The following is an 18,167-nucleotide window of genomic DNA, read 5'->3' as shown; positions in this document are numbered from 1 at the left end:
ACGACTAGGGCTTCGCGCCGGACGCGGCCCAGCGCTGGATGAGGGAGATGAGCTGCGGGTCCAGCGGCCCGTCGGCGGGCATGCGCTGGTCTCTCACCGCGGCCGTAATCAGCGCCGCGTTCTCCTTCCACAGCTCGTACGTGTTGAGCGCCCGGCCGGGGCCGGTGATGTGGCACTTCTCGCAGCGCGACACGTGGATGGGCTGGATGTCCGTCGCCCAGCTCAGCACCGCGGTGCTCACCGGCTGGTAGTCGAAGGGCACCAGCCGCTTCGCCTCCGTGCCATCCAGGAAGCGCGCCACCACGCCCAAGGCCAGACGGCCCGCGGGCAGGCCCGCGAACGAGTACGCCTTGGGCGTGCCGTCGTCCTCGGTGCCGCCCAGGCTGTACACCGGGCCCTCGCCCTGGGCGCGGAACTCGGTGCCGCCGAGCTGGAAGACAATCTCCTCCGGGTCCACGCCCGCGGGCATCACCGCGCGCACCACCAGGCCGTCCTCCACCACCTGCATGCCCTGGTGCAGCCCCGTCACGCGCGGCGCCGGAGACCTGCTCACCGCCACCGTCTCGCCGCCCAGTTGCACCCACGCGCAGCCGCTCTCGTCCGCGGACAGGAAGCGGAACTCGCGCGTGTCGATGCCCTGCGCCAGGCCCCACTCGTTCGCGTCCGCGTCGTACAGCAGCAGCGCGTCGCTCGACTTGACCCACAGGAAGCGCCCCGACGCGAGCAGCTGCGCGGGCCGCTGCGGCAGCGTCACCCGACGCCAGCCCTCCTTCGGGCGGCGCAGGAGGCCCTGGTTGGTGAGCAGCCACAGCTCACCGGCCGTGCCCAGCCCCGGCCCCAGGCCGGCGAGCGACTGCACCTCTTCACCCTCCGCCAGCGGCGCGCCCTCCTCGCGCACGTCGAAGTGCACCAGGCTGGTGGCCACGGCGACGTACAGCTTGCCGCCGCGCAGGAACCACACGCCCGCGGAGCCCTCGGCCGTCGGCGCCGCCGCCAGCGCGGTGATGCCGGTGAGCGCCTCGCCCTTCACCTTCAGGGCGGACAGCGTGCCGTCGCGCAGTTGGAACAGGCCGGTGGGATGCGCCAGCCACACCGCGCCGTCGGCGGCCTGCGTCGTCGCGCTGATGCCCAGCCCCAGCGCGTCACGCCACGGCGGGGAGATGAGCCAGCCCGACTCGGCGAGGAACAGGCCGTTCTGCGCCTCGACGAGCGCGCTGTGCGGCCCCATCCGGAACACGGCGTTCACCGTGCCCGGCTGGGCGCTGTTGCCCGGGTGGGGCTCCAGCGCGCCGAGCGAGCCGTCCAGCCGCAGGCGCACCACCTTGCCGCTGGTGTTGGCGAAGATGCCGCCACCGGACTGGTCCGCGAAGCCCGGGGCGGACGCCAACGCCGTCTTCGCCCGGACCTCGGTGGGCCGGAACGAGACGGGCCGGGGCCTGTCCAGCGGGAGTGAGTCCTCGCCGCACGCGGTGACGAGGACGGCGGCGCAGAGGGGGAGGAGGCGAAGGAGGCCGGGGGCGGAGGACCGCCCCTGGGCCAGGTCCCGGGGGGCTCGGGGATGGGTGCGCATGCGGCTTTCAGGCGAGGATGGGACGGAGGGGCTCCACACGGGTGATGCTGTAGTCCAGGCCCGCCGAGGCCAGCACCGTGGCGATGACGTGCTCGGGCAGGATGTTCTCGCCGTTGGGGTTGGCGGCGCCAGTGCGCAAGTCGAACGTGCCCGGGGCCATGCCGATGTCGCCGCTCTTGCCGAAGACGTAGTTGTGCTTCACGCCGGCGCCCATGACCATGCACGAGTTCGAGATGTGGTGGTCGCGGCCGCCGGAGCTGTTGATGAGCGGCGTGCGGGAGAACTCGGAGAACACCATGATGGTGGTGTGGTCCATGAACGTCCCGCCCGAGGGGTGCTGGGACGCGCGCAGGTCATCCACCAGGCTGGCCAGCGCGTCGAAGCCGCGGCGCTGGTTGTTCGCGTGGGTGAGCTGGGTGCCGAAGTGCGTGTCCAGGCCGCCGGTCAGGTTGATGGTGACGCACTGGGCGATGCCCTTCTTGAGCGCGGTGCCCACCATGGCGGCGCGGCCCGCCTCGTTGTCGTAGCGGCCGCTCTGGTCCAGGCCGTAGCGCTGGCGCACCGCGGCCATGTCGTCGTTGTTCAGCTCGAAGCGGAACGACGACTCCAGCTGCTGCGTCATCACCTGCTGCATCTGGTCGCGGCTGTTCTGGTACGTGGTGCCCACGCCGCGCGCGCCGTAGGCGGCCTGCTCGCAGTTGATGGGCTGGCCCCGGAAGTCCACCAGCTGCTTCTCGATTTCGCTGTCCAGCAGCTGCGAGCTGGGCTTGAGCGTGAGCAGCAGGTCGTCCTTGCGGCTGACGCGCAGCGCGTTGGCGTAGCCGGGGTAGCGGTCGTTGTACGACTCCACGTTGAACGCGATGTTGGAGATGGGCACGCGGGGCTTCATCTGCCCCACGATTTCCGTCGCGGTGGAGGAGCCGCGCGCCGCGCTGCCGATGGGCATCTTCCCGGTGAGGAAGTAGCGGTAGCCCACCTCGTGGCCCAGCGTGTTCATGTTGATGCCGCGCACCACCGTCATCAAATCGTAGTGGTCCGCCAGCCGCCCCACCGCCGGCCCGAAGTCGATGTTCGAGCGGCCCTTGCCGGCGATGTCCGGCCGCAGGGGGATGGAGGAGAAGCGCGAGTCGTTGATGAGGTTGTAGCCGGGGAGGATGCGCGTCTCCGCGGCGCGGTCCGCGGTGAACTCCTCCGGGTCCTTCGGGTCGAAGGCGAGCAACTGGTCCCAGCCGCCGTTGAAGTACACGAAGACGAAGCAGCGGTCCGCCGGGGCCAGCGCGGCGGCCTGGGCGAAGGAGCGGAAGGGCAGTCCGCCCAGCAGGGTGGAGCCCATGAAGCCGGCGGCGGCCTTGAGGAAGGTGCGGCGCTCGGGACGGTGGTTCTCGTCGAGGCGATTCTTCTTCATCGAAGTCACTCCGCGCTTCAGTAGGTGATGAACCGCGTGTCGGTCAGCATGGCGATGCACATCACCGCCAGCACGTCCGAGCGCCGCTTGGCCGTCTCCGCCCGGGCCGCGGCCTGGGTGAAGAACGTGGCCCACTTGTCCAGCTCCTCGCCCTCCAGGGGCGCGCCCCAGAAGCGCAGGGAGTTGTAGACGAGGAACTCACGCACCTGGGCGTCCGTCAGCTTGCGCAAATCCCCCCAGACGTCGGGCAGCGTGCGCGACAGCGTGCGCTTGGAGGCGTCCGCCAGCTTCAGCTCGTCGTTCGCCTGGCCGATGCACACGAAGCGCGCGCCGTCCTCCAGGAACTTGGCGAACACCAGGTTGGGCTCGGTGTTCTCGCTGTTGACGAGCGCGTAGTCGGCGCGGCCCAGCGACGAGGCGCGCGCGTCGATGCCGTCTCCGCCGTTCACCCAGCGGCGGCCCACGGCCTCCAGGATGGCGGCGTCCAACTGGGCGACGGTGAGCCGGCGCGGGGCGCGGCCCACGCTGCCGCCCTGGGCCTCCGGGTCCGGCAGCGGGTCGAAGTCCCCGGGCTGGTGGGGGTTGGCGATGGGCTCGAGCGTCCCGTCCTCGGTGGGACCGGACTTCTCGTCGGGGGACTTGGTGCAGCCCGCGCTCAGCGCGAGCAGCGCGGCGGTCAGGAGCCAGCGGCGCATCAGTCGATCCTCCGGTAGGCGTCGGTCGTCACCACGCGCTCGATGAGCGCCTTGAAGCGGTGGCCATTCTTCGCGAACTCGCTGGCCAGCGGCGCCAGGTACATCCGCTGCTCCTCCGCCGACATCGGCCGGCCCAGGAACTCGTTCCACACGCGCTTCACCGTGCAGCGCTCCAGCTCACCCGACTGGAACATCCGCTCCACCAGCAGGCGCGGGCCCGCCTCGATGTTCTGCTCCTCGTCCGCGGTGCGGTACAGGTACGTCTTGAGCATGCCCAGGCTGCTGGCGCCGTCGCCGTCGTAGGCCTGCATCACGTACTGCGAGCACTCGCCGCCGCAGTTGGTGTCACCGGCGATGGCGCAGTCGCGGCACTTCGGGTCGAGCCGCGGGAACTGGTCCGGGGAGAGGAACTGCGCGGTGCGCTCGCCGTAGCGCCCCCAGTGGGCGCCGGTGGGCTCGATGGTGGCGTGGCAGTAGTTGCAGCCGCAGCGCTTGGCCAGGTTGTTCTCGCGGTTGCACGCGTCCTCGGGCGCCGGCAGGTTGCCGTCCGAGGCGGGCACGAAGGTCTTGCAGAGGAAGGCCTCGTAGAACTCCGACACGCGGGCGCGGTGCGTGGGGAAGCGGTACAGGAACGCGGGCGTCGTCAGGATGCCGGAGTGCGACGCATCGCGCGTGTAGGGCTGCCACGTGGCCGAGTCCGTGTAGGCGACGGCGGGGATGGCCTCCAGCGGCGCGGGCGCGGTGACGTTGAACACGCCCACGCCCTGGCGCTGGCGGTACAGCTCCGACATGGGGCCGTTCACGAACGAGCGGCGGGTGGTGAGGATGTTGTAGTAGGGCTCGTCGTTGCGGATGACCGAGTCGGCGATGCGCAGCGGCTCCTCGTTGAAGGCGGCCACGCGCGAGTCGTAGACGTTGCGCACGTACAGGGGGTCCGTCGTGGCGCCGATGGCCGGCACCTCGCAGCGGCGCATGCCCACGCCGCACCCGCAGCTGCGGTCATTGGCGAAGCGGGCCGCCTCGCAGGACTCGCGCGTCCAGGGGTTCTCCACGCGCTCCTGCGCCTCGATGGCGCACACCTTCACCGTCGCGGGCGCGCCCTCCGGGGCCCAGTAGCCGGCGGGCCGGTTCACGAAGCCCTCGCGCTGGATGCAGCCGCGCACGGGGGCGTACGCGCCCTTGATGTTGTTGTTGAGGTTCAGGTCCAGCGTGCAGCGCTTGAGCGTCGTCAGGCTGGGCCTGGAGTCGGGGTTCGGGTGGTCGAAGGAGATGACGTAGCCGTTGGCGTCCGTCGTCTCCACCGTCAGCGCGGAGGTGGTGTTCTTGGCCGGGTCCGGCAGGCACAGGAACGGCTTGATGCCCGTGCCGGAGCCGCGGTTGTCACAGAAGTAGCGGTACTTCGCCCAGGTGTTGCTGGAGGGCGCGGCCGTCAGCTGCGAGCAGTCCGTCACCGCGTTGGCGGTCGCCGTCGCCAGGTCCGTGCAGCGGTAGAAGTTGGTGTCGTAGTCGAAGCTGACCGGCATGGGCACGCCCATGGCGTCATTGCAGGAGGTGCGCGTCGCGGCCGTCAGTGGGGCGGCGTGCGGGTCCTGCGTCTGGGTCAGACACGCGCTCTGCTCGATGTCGGAGTTGCACGACTGCCCGTTCGCACCGCGCAGCGCCGTGGACGGGTTGTTCGCGAAGCCGAAGGCGGTGGTGGTGCCGTTGCCGCCCAGGCGCGAGTTGCCGTTGTTGTTGACGCTGCCGCTGATGTTCGAGCGGATCAACGCGCGGTGGAAGTTGCGGATGCGAGTGTAGAAGCCCTCGCTGTCCATCATCTTCCGGATGTCCTCCTGCGTGACGGCGCCCTTCTCCTGCACGGCCTTGTATTCGTCCCAGGTGGGAGGGCGGCCAAGCAGGTCGAGCGTCAGTTGCCGCAGGTGTCTTTCGGGGCGCACCTTCGCGACGGGCGCGCAGACAGCGGCCTCATCGGCGGAGGCTGGCAGGGCCAGGAACAAGGCGGCGCCGGCCAGGATGGCAAGGCAACGCTCGCGGAGCACGGGGAACCTCCGTGGAGGGGGAGTCGGGGGCGACTGTCTCCTAGTATGCAAGAATTACAGATAAGAGATCCAGTCGACCTAGCAGATTCCTTCATCCCACAAGGTGGCACAAACCTGTGACACACGCGGGTGGCGGTTGAATCTCTCGACGGGGCGCGAGACATAGGGCGCATGTCGAACGTCAGCTCCGCTCCGCTTCCGCCCCGGGTGAGTGACCGGGCCTTCTATGTCTTCACCGGTGTCGTGTCCGTGGCGGCCCTGGCGTTCATCGGCTGGATTCTGATGGGCCGACGCGGCGCCACGGTGGAGGGCGTGGACCTGCGCTTCCTGCCGGCGGTCAACGCGAGCCTCAACGCGACGGCGGCGGCGCTGCTCATCGCCGGGTGGGTGGCCATCAAGCAGGGCGCGCGGCGGGTGCACCAGTACCTCATGGTGTCGGCCTTCGCGGCGTCCGCGCTGTTCCTGGTGTGCTACCTCGCGTACCACTACGTGCACGGCGACACGCGCTACGTGGGCGACTTCCGCGGGCTGTACCTGAGCATCCTGGCCAGCCACGTGCTCCTGTCCATGGGCGTGGTGCCGATGGCGCTCGCGGCCTTCTACTTCGTGTGGCGCAAGGACTTCACGCGGCACCGCAAGGTGACGCGGTGGCTGGCGCCCATCTGGGTGTACGTGTCGGTGACGGGCGTGGTGGTGTTCTTCATGCTGCGCGGCAGCGTGCCGTCCATGCCCTGAGGCACGGTCAGCCCAGGGCACGCCGGAGCCAGCGCTCGAAGGCGTCGAAGGTGTCCTGGGCGCCCCTCACCACGCGGTCCCCGAAGTACGGCTCCGACGTGTCCTCGGCCGCGCGCGTGAGCACCTCCGCGAAGCCGCGCCACTTCGGGCCCACGTCGTCGCCGTAGGCCCGGAAGAAGACGAAGTCGCCCGCCGGGGTCCCCTCGAAGTGGCGCCGCAGGTGGCGCAGGATGAGCTGGCCGCCGAGCGTGGCCCCCTCCAGCACGTAGCAGCCCCCGAGCGCCTCGGGCAGCGAGCGGAGCGACGGCGGCTCGGGACACCGGGGCAGCCGCGTGAGCGACGCCGCGTCATGGCCGAGCGCACGCAGGTCCGCCTCCAGCCATGGCAGCTTCAGGCGCTCGCGCAGGTGCAGCGCGGGCAGCTCTTCCGCGAGCACCTCGTGAAGGCGCGCCTCCACTGGCTGGTGGAAGCCGTACAGCGCCTCCAGGTGACGGCGGTAGCCGTCGAGCGTCAGCCCCGGCTCCAGGAGGCGCACCGCGGACTCGGCGCGCTCGTGGTGGGGGCGGGTCTCCGTCTTCAGTCGCTGCGGCAGGGACACGGCGGGGAAGATGCCGTCACGGGCGCGCCGAAGGAACGACGAAATCCACGGCGCGGGCCCGCCCGCACGGGCAGCGGCCGGGGGCACCTGTCAGGAACACGTGGAGACGGGCGACCTGGGCGCCATGCGAATCCAGACGCTTCAGCCGACGCCGTGTCAAAGCTGGCCTTATCAATCCGCCGCGCCCCGGGGAGGCTCCGAGACGGTGTTCTTCCCGCTGCTGCGGGGCACCGTGGACGTGCTGCCCGAGGACGTCTCGGCGCTGCTCGTGCTCTCCGACCTCCAGGGCGTCGCGCCCCATGCGCTGCGCGACGGCGCGGTGGCGCTGCTCGGCGAGGTGCTCGCCGACGAGCTGGCGCTCCTGGGGGAGCTGGGCGAGCTGCCGCCTCCGAGCACCATCGGCGTGGTGCTGGCCGGTGACCTCTTCTCCGAGCCGGGCGCGAACGTGCGCGGAGCCTCCGGCGACGTGCGCTCGGTGTGGCTCGCCTTCGCGTCCCACTTCCGCTGGGTGGTGGGCGTGGCCGGCAACCACGACACCTTCGGCGGCGCGAGGGAGCAGACGCGCTTCCAGCAGCGCCCCGGCGTCAACCTGCTCGACGGGGAGGTGGTGGAGCTCGACGGACTGAAGGTGGGCGGCGTGGGCGGCATCATCGGCCACGCGGGCAAGCCGGGCCGCCGCGAGGAGTCCCAGTTCCTGGGCCATCTCGTCGACGTGCTGCGCACCGGGCCGGACGTCCTGGTGCTGCATCAGGGGCCGGACATCGAGGGCACGCGACTGCGCGGCAGCCCCGTCATCCGCGAGGCCGTGGAGAGGGCCCCGGGCTCGCTGGTCATCTGTGGCCACGCCCACTGGGACGAGCCGCTCGCCACGCTGCCGAGCGGCACGCAGGTCCTCAACGTGGACAGCCGGGCGGTCCTGCTGGAGCACGCGGCGGCGAAGAGCTGAGCCCTCTCCACCGCCGCCTCACGGCTTTAGCGGCAGAAGCCGTCGGAGCGGCAGGTCGCCGGAGCCGCGCAGCTGAGCCCCGTCCCGAGGCAGCTCGGCTGACACGCGCCGATGCCGGTGCCGTCGCTGTAGCAGCGGTACTGCGAGCGGCAGTCCCCCTGCCCCGTGCCAATCTCCCGCGAGCAGCTGTCCAGGCAGCTCTTCAGGCCCGTCACCGAGTTCACGACGTAGCACTTCGAGCCCGCGGGGCACGCCGTCGAGTTGCACTGGAGCGTGCAGTAGCCGCCGGGGAAGTTCGTGTTGCAGAGGCCCTCGCCGCACTCCGAGTCGAGCGAGCACGGCGCGCCCACCTGGAGCGAGGGGTCATCGTCGATGGGCGCCAGCGGGAGCAGCGCGAAGTCGATGTCGCGCGTCGTCGAGCGGGCCGTCACGTCGATGGGCTCCAACGAGTCGACGTTGCGCCAGAAGCCGGTGAGCTCCCCGTCCTCGAAGAGGTTGCCGTCGTCGTCCTCGTCGATGGTCGCCAGCGTGTAGTACGTCCGGGGCACCAGCGAGATGGAGTACGCGTAGCCCCGCGCGGCCGAGACGCCGGTGAGCGAGTCGCGGTCCGTCTCCCACTCGCCGGTCAGGTCGTCCTGCCAGAGGAACGCGATGATGGCGTCGCGGCCCGCGGCGGCGCCCACCGCGATTTTCAGCGCCACCGTGGCCGAGCCCGCCGCGCCAGAGCCCACCAGGTTCAGCGTGGCCAGGTAGTCCCCATCCGCCAGCCCCGCCGTGTTCACCGCCACGTCGAACGACGTCGAGCCGAACGCCGGCACCGTCTTCGTGGTGCCTCCGGGGAACGACACCGTCGCGCGGGCCGCGCCGTCCACGGAGGCCGTCACCACCAGCTCGCCGCCCTGACGCCCGCCGATGTTGCTCAGGGTGAGGTGCTGCGTCTCCGTCCCCTGGAAGAACAGCGTGGAGGTGGACACGCTCAGCTTCGGAGGCACGGTGCCCGGGTCCGTGTTGGCGACCTGTCGGAGCGCCGCCTGCGCGTTGACCAGGCCCGCGCCGCAACCTCCCGGACACTGCGAGCCGGCGACGGGCGTGGCGGTGCTCTTCAGGATGCTCTCCGCCTGTCCGGGCGAGAGCGTCCCGCCCGAGTGCGCGTGCATCAGCGCCACGATGCCCGCCACGTGCGGCGACGCCATGCTGGTGCCCTGCGAGAAGGAGTACGCGGGCTGACGGTTGTCATCCAGCACGGTGGAGAGCACGCCGTCCGCGTAGCCGTCGCCATTGAGGTCCTCGACCATCTCTCCGCCCGCGGCCACCACGTCCACGCCCGAGCCGTAGTTGGAGTAGCTGCTGCGACGGCCGGACAGGCCCGTGGCGCCCACGCAGATGACCTGCTGCTGGTTGCAGGGCGTGCTGTCGGCGGCGGCCATGTTCTCGTTGCCCGCGGCCACGACGATGGTGGCGCCCCGCGCGACGGCGGCGTCGATGGCGTCCTGGTAGAGCCGCTGCGGCGGCGCGGTGCCACCCAGGCTCAGGTTCACCACCTTCGCGGCCACCGCGGGCGACTGGGAGACGCCCGGCACCGAGCCGCCCGTGGCCCAGGTGATGGCCGCCGCGATGTCGAAGCTGCTGCCACCCTGCCGGCCCAGCACGCGCACCGGGAGGATGCGCGCGTTCCAGGCCACGCCCGCCACGCCGAAGCCGTTGTTCGTCAGCGCGGCCACCGTGCCCGCCACGTGCGAGCCGTGCCACGACGAGCCCCCGGACGGCATGTCGCCGCCCTCGTCCTGGGGATTGGCGTCACGCCCGTTGCCATCCCCCGCGTTGGCCGGGTCCGAAATCATGTCGTAGCCGGGCACCACGTGGCCGTCGAGGTCGGGGTGCGCGACGATGCCGGTGTCGATGACCGCCACCACCACGCCCGTGGCGTCCGACTCCACGTCCCACGCCGCCGGCAGGTTGAGCGCGGCGTAGTGCCACTGGAGGCTGTAGCCCTTGTCGTTCGGCACCGCGAGCTTGTGCATCCGCAGGTTGCGGTCCGTGAAGCGCACCCCGGGCAGCGCCGCGAGCCGCGACACCAGCTCCCGCGTCTCGTCCGCCGTCACCCCGTGGCCATCCTCGGCCTCGAAGCCCACCAGGTGCAGGTGCTCGCTGGCGTGCCCCTTGTGCACGGCGCGATAGCCGGGGACCTTCGCGGCGGCGAGCACGCGCTCGGGGGAGACGGAGGACTCCTCGAAGCGCACGACGACGTCACCAGGAATGGTCGGGTCCTCGTCCGGAACGCGCGAGAGCGGCGGCGGCCCCAGCGGCGCGGGGATGATGGGCAGCTCCGGGTCCGTCTGCTCCAGCGCCGCGCGGCGCGAGGACTGGGCCCGGGCGCTCTGAATCTGCTCCGCCAGCCGGTTCGCCACCGACCTGCCGAAGGGCAGCTTCAGCTCGCGCGAGACGCCGCCCTCCGTGGACTGCTCGTTGCTGCGAAAGGGCGTCAACGTCCCCGTGACGGCGCCCTTGTTGGGGTCCGTGCCACCGTCGGCACCTCCGCCCCCCTTGCTCTCGTCACACCCACTGACGGACAGCAGCAGCCACAACCCCACGAGCCATGCACGACGCATTCAGGATGCCCCCTCACCGCGGACAGAAGGGGGCACCCTAACATCGCGCCTTCGCGCGGACGTGCATTCTCAGCTCGCCTGCGCCACCTCGTCGTCGTCCGTGTCCTCCCGAACGTTCGCATCGGCCTCATCCGCCAGGGCGTTCACATCTCCGGGGACACCGTCGATGTACGTCACGACGTTCCCCGGCAGCGCGGGCACGCGAGGCCCCGGCGTCACCACACCCGTCAGGTTCAGGGGGTCCACTCCCGAAATCTGGATTCGCACCCCGGACGGCGGCTGACGGCGCACCGCGCGCGCCGTGTCCACCGCCTCTGGCAGCGCGAACTGTTCACCGACGAAGCCCGCCACGAAGCGGCCGCCCCGCACCTCGCCCCGCGCTTCCATGCGCCGGTACACGAAGAGCAGCTCGCGCCACGTGGGCGCCAGCGCCTCGCGCATCACCAAATCCCTCCAGACGATGCCGTAGCGCTGGAGGAACAGGCGCGCCAGCGAGTCCAGCACCTCGTCCGACGTCTTCGGCTCCGCGGGCGCCAGGAGGCTCCAGCGTCCCGGGCCTCCGCGCTGGAGCAGCTTCTGGCGTTTGCGGTGCGCGGGGCTCTGGAGCACGCGCAGGTTCTGCACCGCGTCCGCCGTCACCAGGCCGCGCGCCACCAGCTCCCACAGCGCGTCCTCGATTTCCGCCGGCAGCCGGCGCGCGCGCGACACCAGGTCCTGGAAGAAGCACGCGCCCCGGCGCTCCAGCACCGACACCACGTCCTTCGCGGCGACGCTGAGGTCCGGCGGCGTCCACACGTCCCCGTCCGCGAGCACCGCGTGCGGCCGGGCCGCGACGAGCATCCACTCCAAGTCCTCGCGCAGGGCGAAGGTGAGCGGCGCGTTGCGCGTGGGCGAGGCCCTGGAGCGCGTGGGGGCGGGCTCCGGCTCCGGCGTCACGGGCGCGCCGCGACGCGGCCCCGCCACGGGCTTGGGCTCCTTCATCGTCAGCCGGCCCCACGCCACCTCGCCGCCGTAGCACGCGCGCTCCAGCAGGTCGGGCGTGTAGCCGCGCATGCGCGCGGGCAACAGGAAGCGCTCCCACGCGGAGGCCGGCGCCTCGTAGCCCTGGAGCAGCCGCACCGCCTTGAGCAGGCCCGTGGAGCCGCGCAGCGAGTCCACATCCTCGAGGTGGTGCCACCGGAAGAGGAAGCGCATGAAGTCGCGCGCGCTCAGCGGCTCGATTTCGCGGCGCAGCCGGCCCACCGTCATCCGGTGGATGCGCTGGAGCAGGCGCCGGTCGCACCACTCCAACGGCGGCGTCTCGCCCGGCGCCAGCGGCTGCTCCAGCGGACGGAAGCGGCCTCGCAGCACGGTGCCCTGCATCTCCAGCTGATGCATGGCCGCGTTGACCTCGTCCTCGCTCAGCTCGCACAGGCGCGACAGCTCCGCCACCGTGACGGGGCCCACGTTCTCCATCCGCCCGCGCACCACCTGGAGCACCGCGGCCTCGCGCTCCACCGGACGGTCGTGGTCCAGCACCGGGAGCGGCGGCTGGGTCATGGCGTCCGGGAAAAGCGCTCGCACCGCGCTGCCCCGCTCGGCCGCGACCAGGAAGCGCCCGCCGGGGAGCGTCAGCCACGACACGCGCCCCTGCTGGAAGAGCGGCTCGGCGAGCCCCCGGGGCACCTCCGTGTCCCGCACCAGCACCCACTGGAGGAGCAGGTCGTGCAGCTCGTCCTCGTCGCGCATGGGCGGCGCGGCGTCCTCCACCACCGTGGCGATGGCGGTGGCGTCCAGCGCGCCGAAGGCGGCCGCGTCCTCGGCTGGCATGGCGCGGCGCAGGGCCACGTTGCGCACGCGGCGCTCCTCCGCCGGGGCGTCGTCCAGGAAGGTGTAGGGCTGGCTGTGAATCATCGCGTGCGCGAAGACGCTCGGCTCCGGCACGTCGCGGGCCTCCAGGCGGATGCGACCGTCGCGCATGCGCCGGAGCACCTCACGCAGCCCCTCCACGTCCATGGCCTCGTGCAGACAGTCATCCATCGTCTGCTTCACCAGCGGGTGGTTCGGCAGCTCGACGTCCGCGCCGCCGTGGTTGTCCTGGCAGCCCACCTGCGCGGGGAACACGGCGGCGAGCAGGTCCTCGCTGCGCGCGCGCTGGAGGTTGGGCGCCACGCGCTTGCCGCCCATCATCCGGTGGAGCGCGAGCGCCCGCGTGGCCACCCAGCGGAAGCGCGTGCCGAACAGCGGCGACTGGAGCACCGCCTGCACCAGCACCTCCTCCACGTGCTCGGGGTGGAGGAAGTCGAAGATGTCCGACAGCGGGAACGAGTGCTGCTCGCCCAGCGACAGGAGGATGCCGTCCTCCGTCGCCGCCGCCTGGAGCTCGAAGTCGAACGAGCGGCAGAAGCGCTTGCGCAGCGCCAGGCCCCAGGCCCGGTTGATGCGGCTGCCGAAGGGCGCGTGGATGATGAGCTGCATGCCGCCCGCCTCGTCGAAGAAGCGCTCGGCGACGATGAGGTTGTGGCTGGGCAGCGCGTCCAGCATCTTGCGCCCCAGCCTCAGGTAGCCGAGCAGCGCGTCCACCGCGGGCGGGGACATGCGCAGCTCCTTCTCCAGGAAGGCCTGCGCGTCCTCGCGCGCGAGCAGGTCCTCGCGCAGCCGCCCCACCTGGAGCGACAGCTCGTCGGTGCGCCCCGGCGCCTCGCCGCGCCAGAAGGGCACGTTGGGCGCGGCGCCTCGCGCGTCCTCCACCATCACCGTGCTGCCCATCACGCGCTGGATGCGCCACGCGGTGCTGCCCAGCAGGAACACGTCCCCGGGCGAGGACTCCACCGCGAAGTCCTCGTCCAGCGTGCCCACCACCTTGCCCTCGGGCTGGGCGGTGACGCTGAAGGTGAAGGTGTCCGGGATGGCGCCGCCGTTGGTGAGCGCGGTGATGCGCACGCCCCGGCGGCCCTTGAGGCGCTGGTTCACCCGGTCGCGGTGCAGGTGGATGCCCGCGCGGCCGCGGCGGTCGCTGATGCCCTCCGACAGCACCTCGAGCACGCCCTGATACTCCTCCCAGGTGAGGTCGCGGTACGGGTACGCGCGCTGGAAGAGGCTGAAGAGGGCGCGCTCGTCCCACTCCTCGCACGCGCACGCGGCCACCACCTGCTGGGCCAGTACGTCGAGCGGCTTCTCCGGCATGATGACCCGGTCCAGGTCGCCCTCGCGCACGGCGTTGAGCAGCGCGGCGCACTCCACCAGCTCGTCGCGCGTCATCGCGAACAGGATGCCCTTGGAGATGGCGGCCTTGTGGTGGCCCGCGCGGCCCACGCGCTGGAGCAGCACGGAGATGGCCTTCGTGGTGCCCAGTTGCACGACCAGGTCCACGTTGCCCACGTCGATACCGAGCTCCAGCGACGCGGTGGCCACCATCACCCGCAGGCGGCCGTCCTTGAGCTTCTCCTCGGCGGCCAGCCGGATTTCGCGCGACATGCTGCCGTGGTGGGCCGCGACGAGCCCTTCACCCAGCCGCTCGCCCAAATCATGCGCCACGCGCTCGGCCATCTTGCGCGTGTTGACGAAGATGAGCGTCGTGCGGTGCGAGCCGGTGAGCTCGATGAGCCGGTCATAGACCTGGCCCCACATCTCGTGGGTCGCCAGCGAGGACAGCTCGGCGTCCGGAATCTCGAGCGTCAAGTCCCACGGGCGCAGGTGGCCCACCTCGACCTTGCGGCACGGGCGGTGGCTCGCGCCGGTGAGGAAGCCGGCGATGGCGTCCAGCGGCTTCTGGGTGGCGGACAGGCCGATGAGCTGCGGGCGCACCTCGGTGAGCGCCTTGAGCCGCTCCATGGACAGCGTGAAGTGGCTGCCGCGCTTGTCGCGGGCGAGCGCGTGGATTTCGTCCACGATGACGGTGCGCACGCCCTTGAGCGTGGCGCGGGCGCGCTCGGCGGTGAGGTAGAGGTAGAGCGACTCCGGCGTGGTGATGAGGATGTGCGGAGGACGGCGCACCATCTGCGCGCGCTCGGACGCGGGCGTGTCGCCGCTGCGCACCTGCACGCGCAGCTCGCGCGGGGTGTAGCCCTCGCCGCGGGCGCGCGAGAGCAGCTCCTCCAGGGGTTGGAGGAGGTTCTTCTGCACGTCGTTGCCCAGGGCCTTGAGCGGCGACACGTAGAGCACCTGGGTGCGGTCCTCCAGGCCTCCCTCCAGCGCCAGCCGGAACAGCGAGTCGAGCGCGGCGAGGAACGCGGTGAGCGTCTTGCCGGAGCCGGTGGGCGCGGCGATGAGCACGTCGTGCCCGGCCTGGATGAGGGGCCAGCCCTCGATTTGGGGACGCGTGGGCTCGCCCAGTCGCTCGGCGAACCAACGACGCACCACGGGGTGGAAGCTCGCGAGGGCCGGATGGGCCGCGCACTCGGCGGCGAAGTCGAGGCTGATTTGCGGGGCCATGCACACCTCTCCAGGTGGCAGCCTGAACACAGGTACAGGCGGGCGTCAACGCGCGCGCCGCGTGGGAGGACCCACGCCCACACCCTCCGCCCGGGTAGTCGCCAGGAGGGCGGACAGGCTGCCCGCGCCGACGTGTCAGGCCTCATGCACCGGACGACCCAATACGTCCTGCAACCCTCATCCAACCCAATGACTCTCATCCGGCCCGAGCTCCCGAGGAAAGACAGACACAGGAGCCCTGTTCCCTCGGAGCGCTGCCTTGTCAGCGATTCCTCGCCTTCGCTAGCATTTCAGGCTCCTCGGGATGGGTTTCAGCCGCCAGGCCGCGCGGTCGACAGAGGTTTCAGGCATGGCATTTTCGGATTTCGTGACGAAGGCCCTCTACACCGTGGCGCTGTCGGTGGCCTGTGTGGGTCTCGGCACGCTGCTCGTCGCCGAGATACAGCGGGTCTGGTGCGACAAGCGCCTGTACATCGGCCGGTTCGAATTCTTCGACACGGGCGAGGCCAAGGCCACGGACGGCAAGACCTTCGCGCGCTTGATTGCCTACCATCACCGGACGCTCCAGCGGATGCTCGAGCAGGAGAACCAGCAACGAAAGAGCGAGGTCCCCTCCGGCGCTCCATCCGGAGGCGGCGCGCCCATGCCCGACTCCACGTTCTGGAACAGGAAGTTCGACTCCCTGCTCTCCACCACGAGCGCGCTCTCCACCGTCGAGCTCACGGTCCAGGGCATCAACGTCAAGGAGCTGCTCTCCTGGCTTCGAGACAGGGTGAGCACGCCCAATGAGCTCACGGGGACCGTGGAGAAGCACCCCCATGGGGTCAACGTCCTGGTGAACTGGCCTCGGGGTCCCCTGCGCCTCACCGGCCAGCATGTCGACGGACAATCCCTGGACACCGCTGGCCATCCCGACGTGGAGAAAGCCGCGTTCCACGTCGCCTGTGGCCTCATCTGGGCCCAGCTCGCAGGAGGCGACGAGGCACTGTCCAAGGTGCCTCGCGCCGAGTTCTGTGCCTGGGCCGAGGCCTGGAAGCACTACGTCGACTTGCGCGAGCGCAGCGCGACCTTGACGGGGCTGAGCCCCGAGAGCCTGGAGAGCGTGAAGAAGACCCGGGCGTTCCTCGACCGACAGGTCGCCGGCTCCACGCCCCACGCGGAGGTCTACCGTCTGCGGGCCGACCTCCTGGACCTGCTGCCCTCGGACCAGAAGAACCAGACGGACCTGGCCCAGGCGCAGACCGACCGCTTGAAGTACGCCATCCTGATGGCGCGCCACGCCCCACCTCCCGCTGAGCAGCAGGGCGTGTCCCTCGCCGCGCGCAAGTCCACCCAGGACGCGTTCGAGGTCATGGCCCAGGTGCGCCCCGCGCTCCGCCTCCGGGGAGGCACCCTGGCCGACCCTCTCCCGGAGAGCTGGCAGCAGGTCCTGGCGTCGAGCAGGACGACCACCTTCCCCGCGAGTCACTCCACGGGCTCCATCCTCATCCGCCGCGCGGACCAGAGCGAGACCCGGCTGACGGCGTTCGCCGTGGCGCCCGGCGTCCTCATGACCGTGGGCCACAATGTGCCGCAGGAGCTGCTCGCGAAGGACCGCCCTCAACCGCTCACGACGGAGACGTGGGAGTTCAGCTTCGACGACGACGCGCGGCTCGGGGGACGGCAGACGTACACCATCCGGAGCGTCATCTACGCTCGCGACGACAAGACCGACGGCTCCCCCTCCGTGGCCCTGCTCGAAATCGAGGGACACGACACGAAGACCCATCCCCCGCTCGCCCTCGAGTGGAACCGCGACCTGGTGGGCGCCCAGGTCGGGCAGTACGTCTACGTCATCGGCTATCCCTCGTTCGGAGGGAACCTGCCCCGCCGCTTCCTGAACGCCCTGCTGGGCGACGAGCTCGACACCAAGCGGCTGATGCCCGGCCGGGTCGTGTCCTTCACCCCGCCCCAGCCCCCCGCCACCCACGTGGTCCGGTCCCTGGTCAGCGACGTCAGCACCACGACAGGTGTGGCCGGAGCCCCGCTCGTCGACCTGCGCGGCGGCAAGGTGGTGGGCCTGCACTTCGCCGGGAAGTGGGAGGAGGGTCAGGGCAAGTTCGCTCACGCCCACGCCATGGCGGACCTGCTCGGCTCGCTGCCGGAGTTCGCCATCCAGGCCATCAAGCCCGGGACCATCCAGGACAGCCCACCCACCGGGGTCGTCCAGGGCTCACCGACCCCATAGCCCCCGCGCATCAACGACCCGGGGAGGTGTCCCGCTGTCGCGCCAACGCGCTCGCGCCCATCTGGAGGTCGGGCACACAGCCCCAGGATTGGAGGTCCTCCGTCACCGTGGAGCAGATCCATTGATTCGGGCAGCTGTCCAACCGGTCCGGGTCGCACCGCTGGTAGCACGTGCTCCCCGTCGGGCCACCGATACCGCAGACACGCCCCTCACCGCAGCCCTCGCTCTTCCAGGACTCGCACACCGAAGAGCAGAAGCGCCCCGCGCGCCCGCCACGTCCTCCACGAACCATGCAGTGCTCCCCCGCATCGCAAGGACGCTCGTCCGAGCACGCGTCCACCACGAGCTCGAGACACAGGAAGGAGCCACCGTTGAGCGCCGCGCACGTCCGCCCCTCGGTGCATCCCGTCTGGCGACAGTCGGGCAGGCACGCGGCGCCCATCGAACTCTGCTCGCACGCGGTCCCCTCCGGGCAGCTGCCCTCCACCCCTGGCTCACACGGCGCGCCGCAGTGATGATTGATGCAGAGCAGTCCCTCCGAGCACGCTTCGTCGGGTGACGTGGGGAGCCGGCTGCAGGACTGCCCCGCCTGACGTGTCCCCGACCGCAGGCAGCGCCGCACGACCGGCCCCGGCAGCTCCCCCGCCGCGACCCGACAGACGGAGCCGGGAAAGCAGTGCGCGTCCTCCTCGCACTCACTGGGGGCACACTCGAAGCGCCGCGTGTCGTAGTTGATGACGCAGCCCTCGCGCTCGGGACAGTCACCGTCCGTCGCGCACTCACCGCATTGGAACGTCCCTCCCTTGCTCGAGCAGTCCAGTTGGGTGGCTGGACGCGTACGCGCCGCCTCGTCGCCTCGCGGAACTCCGAGCGGGACCCCATCCCCCTCCGTCAGCGAACGCGCCTCGGCGGACGCCACCGACCTCTGCC

At 71.1% G+C, this 18,167-nt stretch carries 11 protein-coding genes; 3 read left to right on the top strand and 8 right to left on the bottom strand.

Going from position 1 to position 18,167, the window contains the following annotated elements; genetic code table 11:
- Positions 1–4: 4 nt before the first annotated feature.
- From FL311_RS03105 to FL311_RS03090, 4 genes are read right to left on the bottom strand one after another with little or no spacing between them, the layout of a single operon-like run.
- The gene (locus FL311_RS03105; RefSeq protein WP_141323352.1) at positions 5–1,570 is read right to left on the bottom strand and encodes a hypothetical protein; all 1,566 of its coding nucleotides are present in this window, start codon (positions 1,568–1,570) and stop codon (positions 5–7) included.
- Positions 1,571–1,577: 7 nt separating this feature from the next.
- Positions 1,578–2,975 (bottom strand): DUF1501 domain-containing protein, encoded by a 1,398-nt coding sequence (locus tag FL311_RS03100; protein ID WP_141323350.1) that lies wholly within the window; start codon positions 2,973–2,975, stop codon positions 1,578–1,580.
- A gap of 17 nt (positions 2,976–2,992) precedes the next feature.
- A complete protein-coding gene (locus tag FL311_RS03095) occupies positions 2,993–3,670 on the bottom strand; it encodes a hypothetical protein (protein WP_141323349.1) in 678 nt (225 codons plus the stop codon).
- Positions 3,670–5,709 carry a DUF1585 domain-containing protein gene (locus tag FL311_RS03090; protein WP_141323347.1) on the bottom strand — a complete coding sequence of 680 codons (2,040 nt, stop codon included), beginning with the start codon at positions 5,707–5,709 and terminating at the stop codon, positions 3,670–3,672. The genes FL311_RS03095 and FL311_RS03090 overlap by 1 nt, the downstream gene beginning before the upstream one ends.
- A 171-nt stretch (positions 5,710–5,880) precedes the next feature.
- Between FL311_RS03090 and FL311_RS03085 the strand changes: the two genes are divergently transcribed.
- A complete protein-coding gene (locus FL311_RS03085; protein ID WP_141323345.1) occupies positions 5,881–6,444 on the top strand; it encodes a DUF420 domain-containing protein in 564 nt (187 codons plus the stop codon).
- Positions 6,445–6,451: 7 nt separating this feature from the next.
- Here the strand turns inward: FL311_RS03085 and FL311_RS03080 are convergent, their stop codons facing one another.
- A complete protein-coding gene (locus tag FL311_RS03080) occupies positions 6,452–7,129 on the bottom strand; it encodes a biliverdin-producing heme oxygenase (RefSeq protein ID WP_228556641.1) in 678 nt (225 codons plus the stop codon).
- A gap of 13 nt (positions 7,130–7,142) precedes the next feature.
- On the opposite strand from FL311_RS03080, the gene FL311_RS03075 reads away from it, so the two are divergent.
- Positions 7,143–7,988: a metallophosphoesterase gene (locus FL311_RS03075; RefSeq protein WP_228556640.1), complete on the top strand. Its 846-nt coding sequence runs from the start codon at positions 7,143–7,145 to the stop codon at positions 7,986–7,988.
- A gap of 26 nt (positions 7,989–8,014) precedes the next feature.
- Here the strand turns inward: FL311_RS03075 and FL311_RS03070 are convergent, their stop codons facing one another.
- Together FL311_RS03070 and FL311_RS03065 are read right to left on the bottom strand one after the other, a co-directional pair.
- A complete protein-coding gene (locus FL311_RS03070) occupies positions 8,015–10,597 on the bottom strand; it encodes a S8 family peptidase (protein ID WP_141323343.1) in 2,583 nt (860 codons plus the stop codon).
- 69 nt (positions 10,598–10,666) lie between these two features.
- Positions 10,667–15,010, bottom strand: a complete 4,344-nt coding sequence (locus FL311_RS03065; protein WP_194869031.1) for a DEAD/DEAH box helicase — start codon at positions 15,008–15,010, stop codon at positions 10,667–10,669.
- A gap of 349 nt (positions 15,011–15,359) precedes the next feature.
- Between FL311_RS03065 and FL311_RS03060 the strand changes: the two genes are divergently transcribed.
- Positions 15,360–17,237 (top strand): serine protease, encoded by a 1,878-nt coding sequence (locus FL311_RS03060; RefSeq protein WP_194869030.1) that lies wholly within the window; start codon positions 15,360–15,362, stop codon positions 17,235–17,237.
- A 10-nt stretch (positions 17,238–17,247) separates the two neighbouring features.
- On the opposite strand, the gene FL311_RS44895 is transcribed toward FL311_RS03060, so the two are convergent.
- On the bottom strand, positions 17,248–18,167 hold a 920-nt coding region (locus tag FL311_RS44895), incomplete at its 5' end, for a hypothetical protein (protein ID WP_228556639.1).

Origin of the sequence: Myxococcus sp. AB025B, assembly GCF_006518215.1 — a bacterium.
Lineage (GTDB): Bacteria > Myxococcota > Myxococcia > Myxococcales > Myxococcaceae > Myxococcus > Myxococcus fulvus.
The sequence above is the reverse complement of the archived record's forward strand: the minus strand, read 5'-3'. Positions and strand labels throughout refer to the sequence as shown.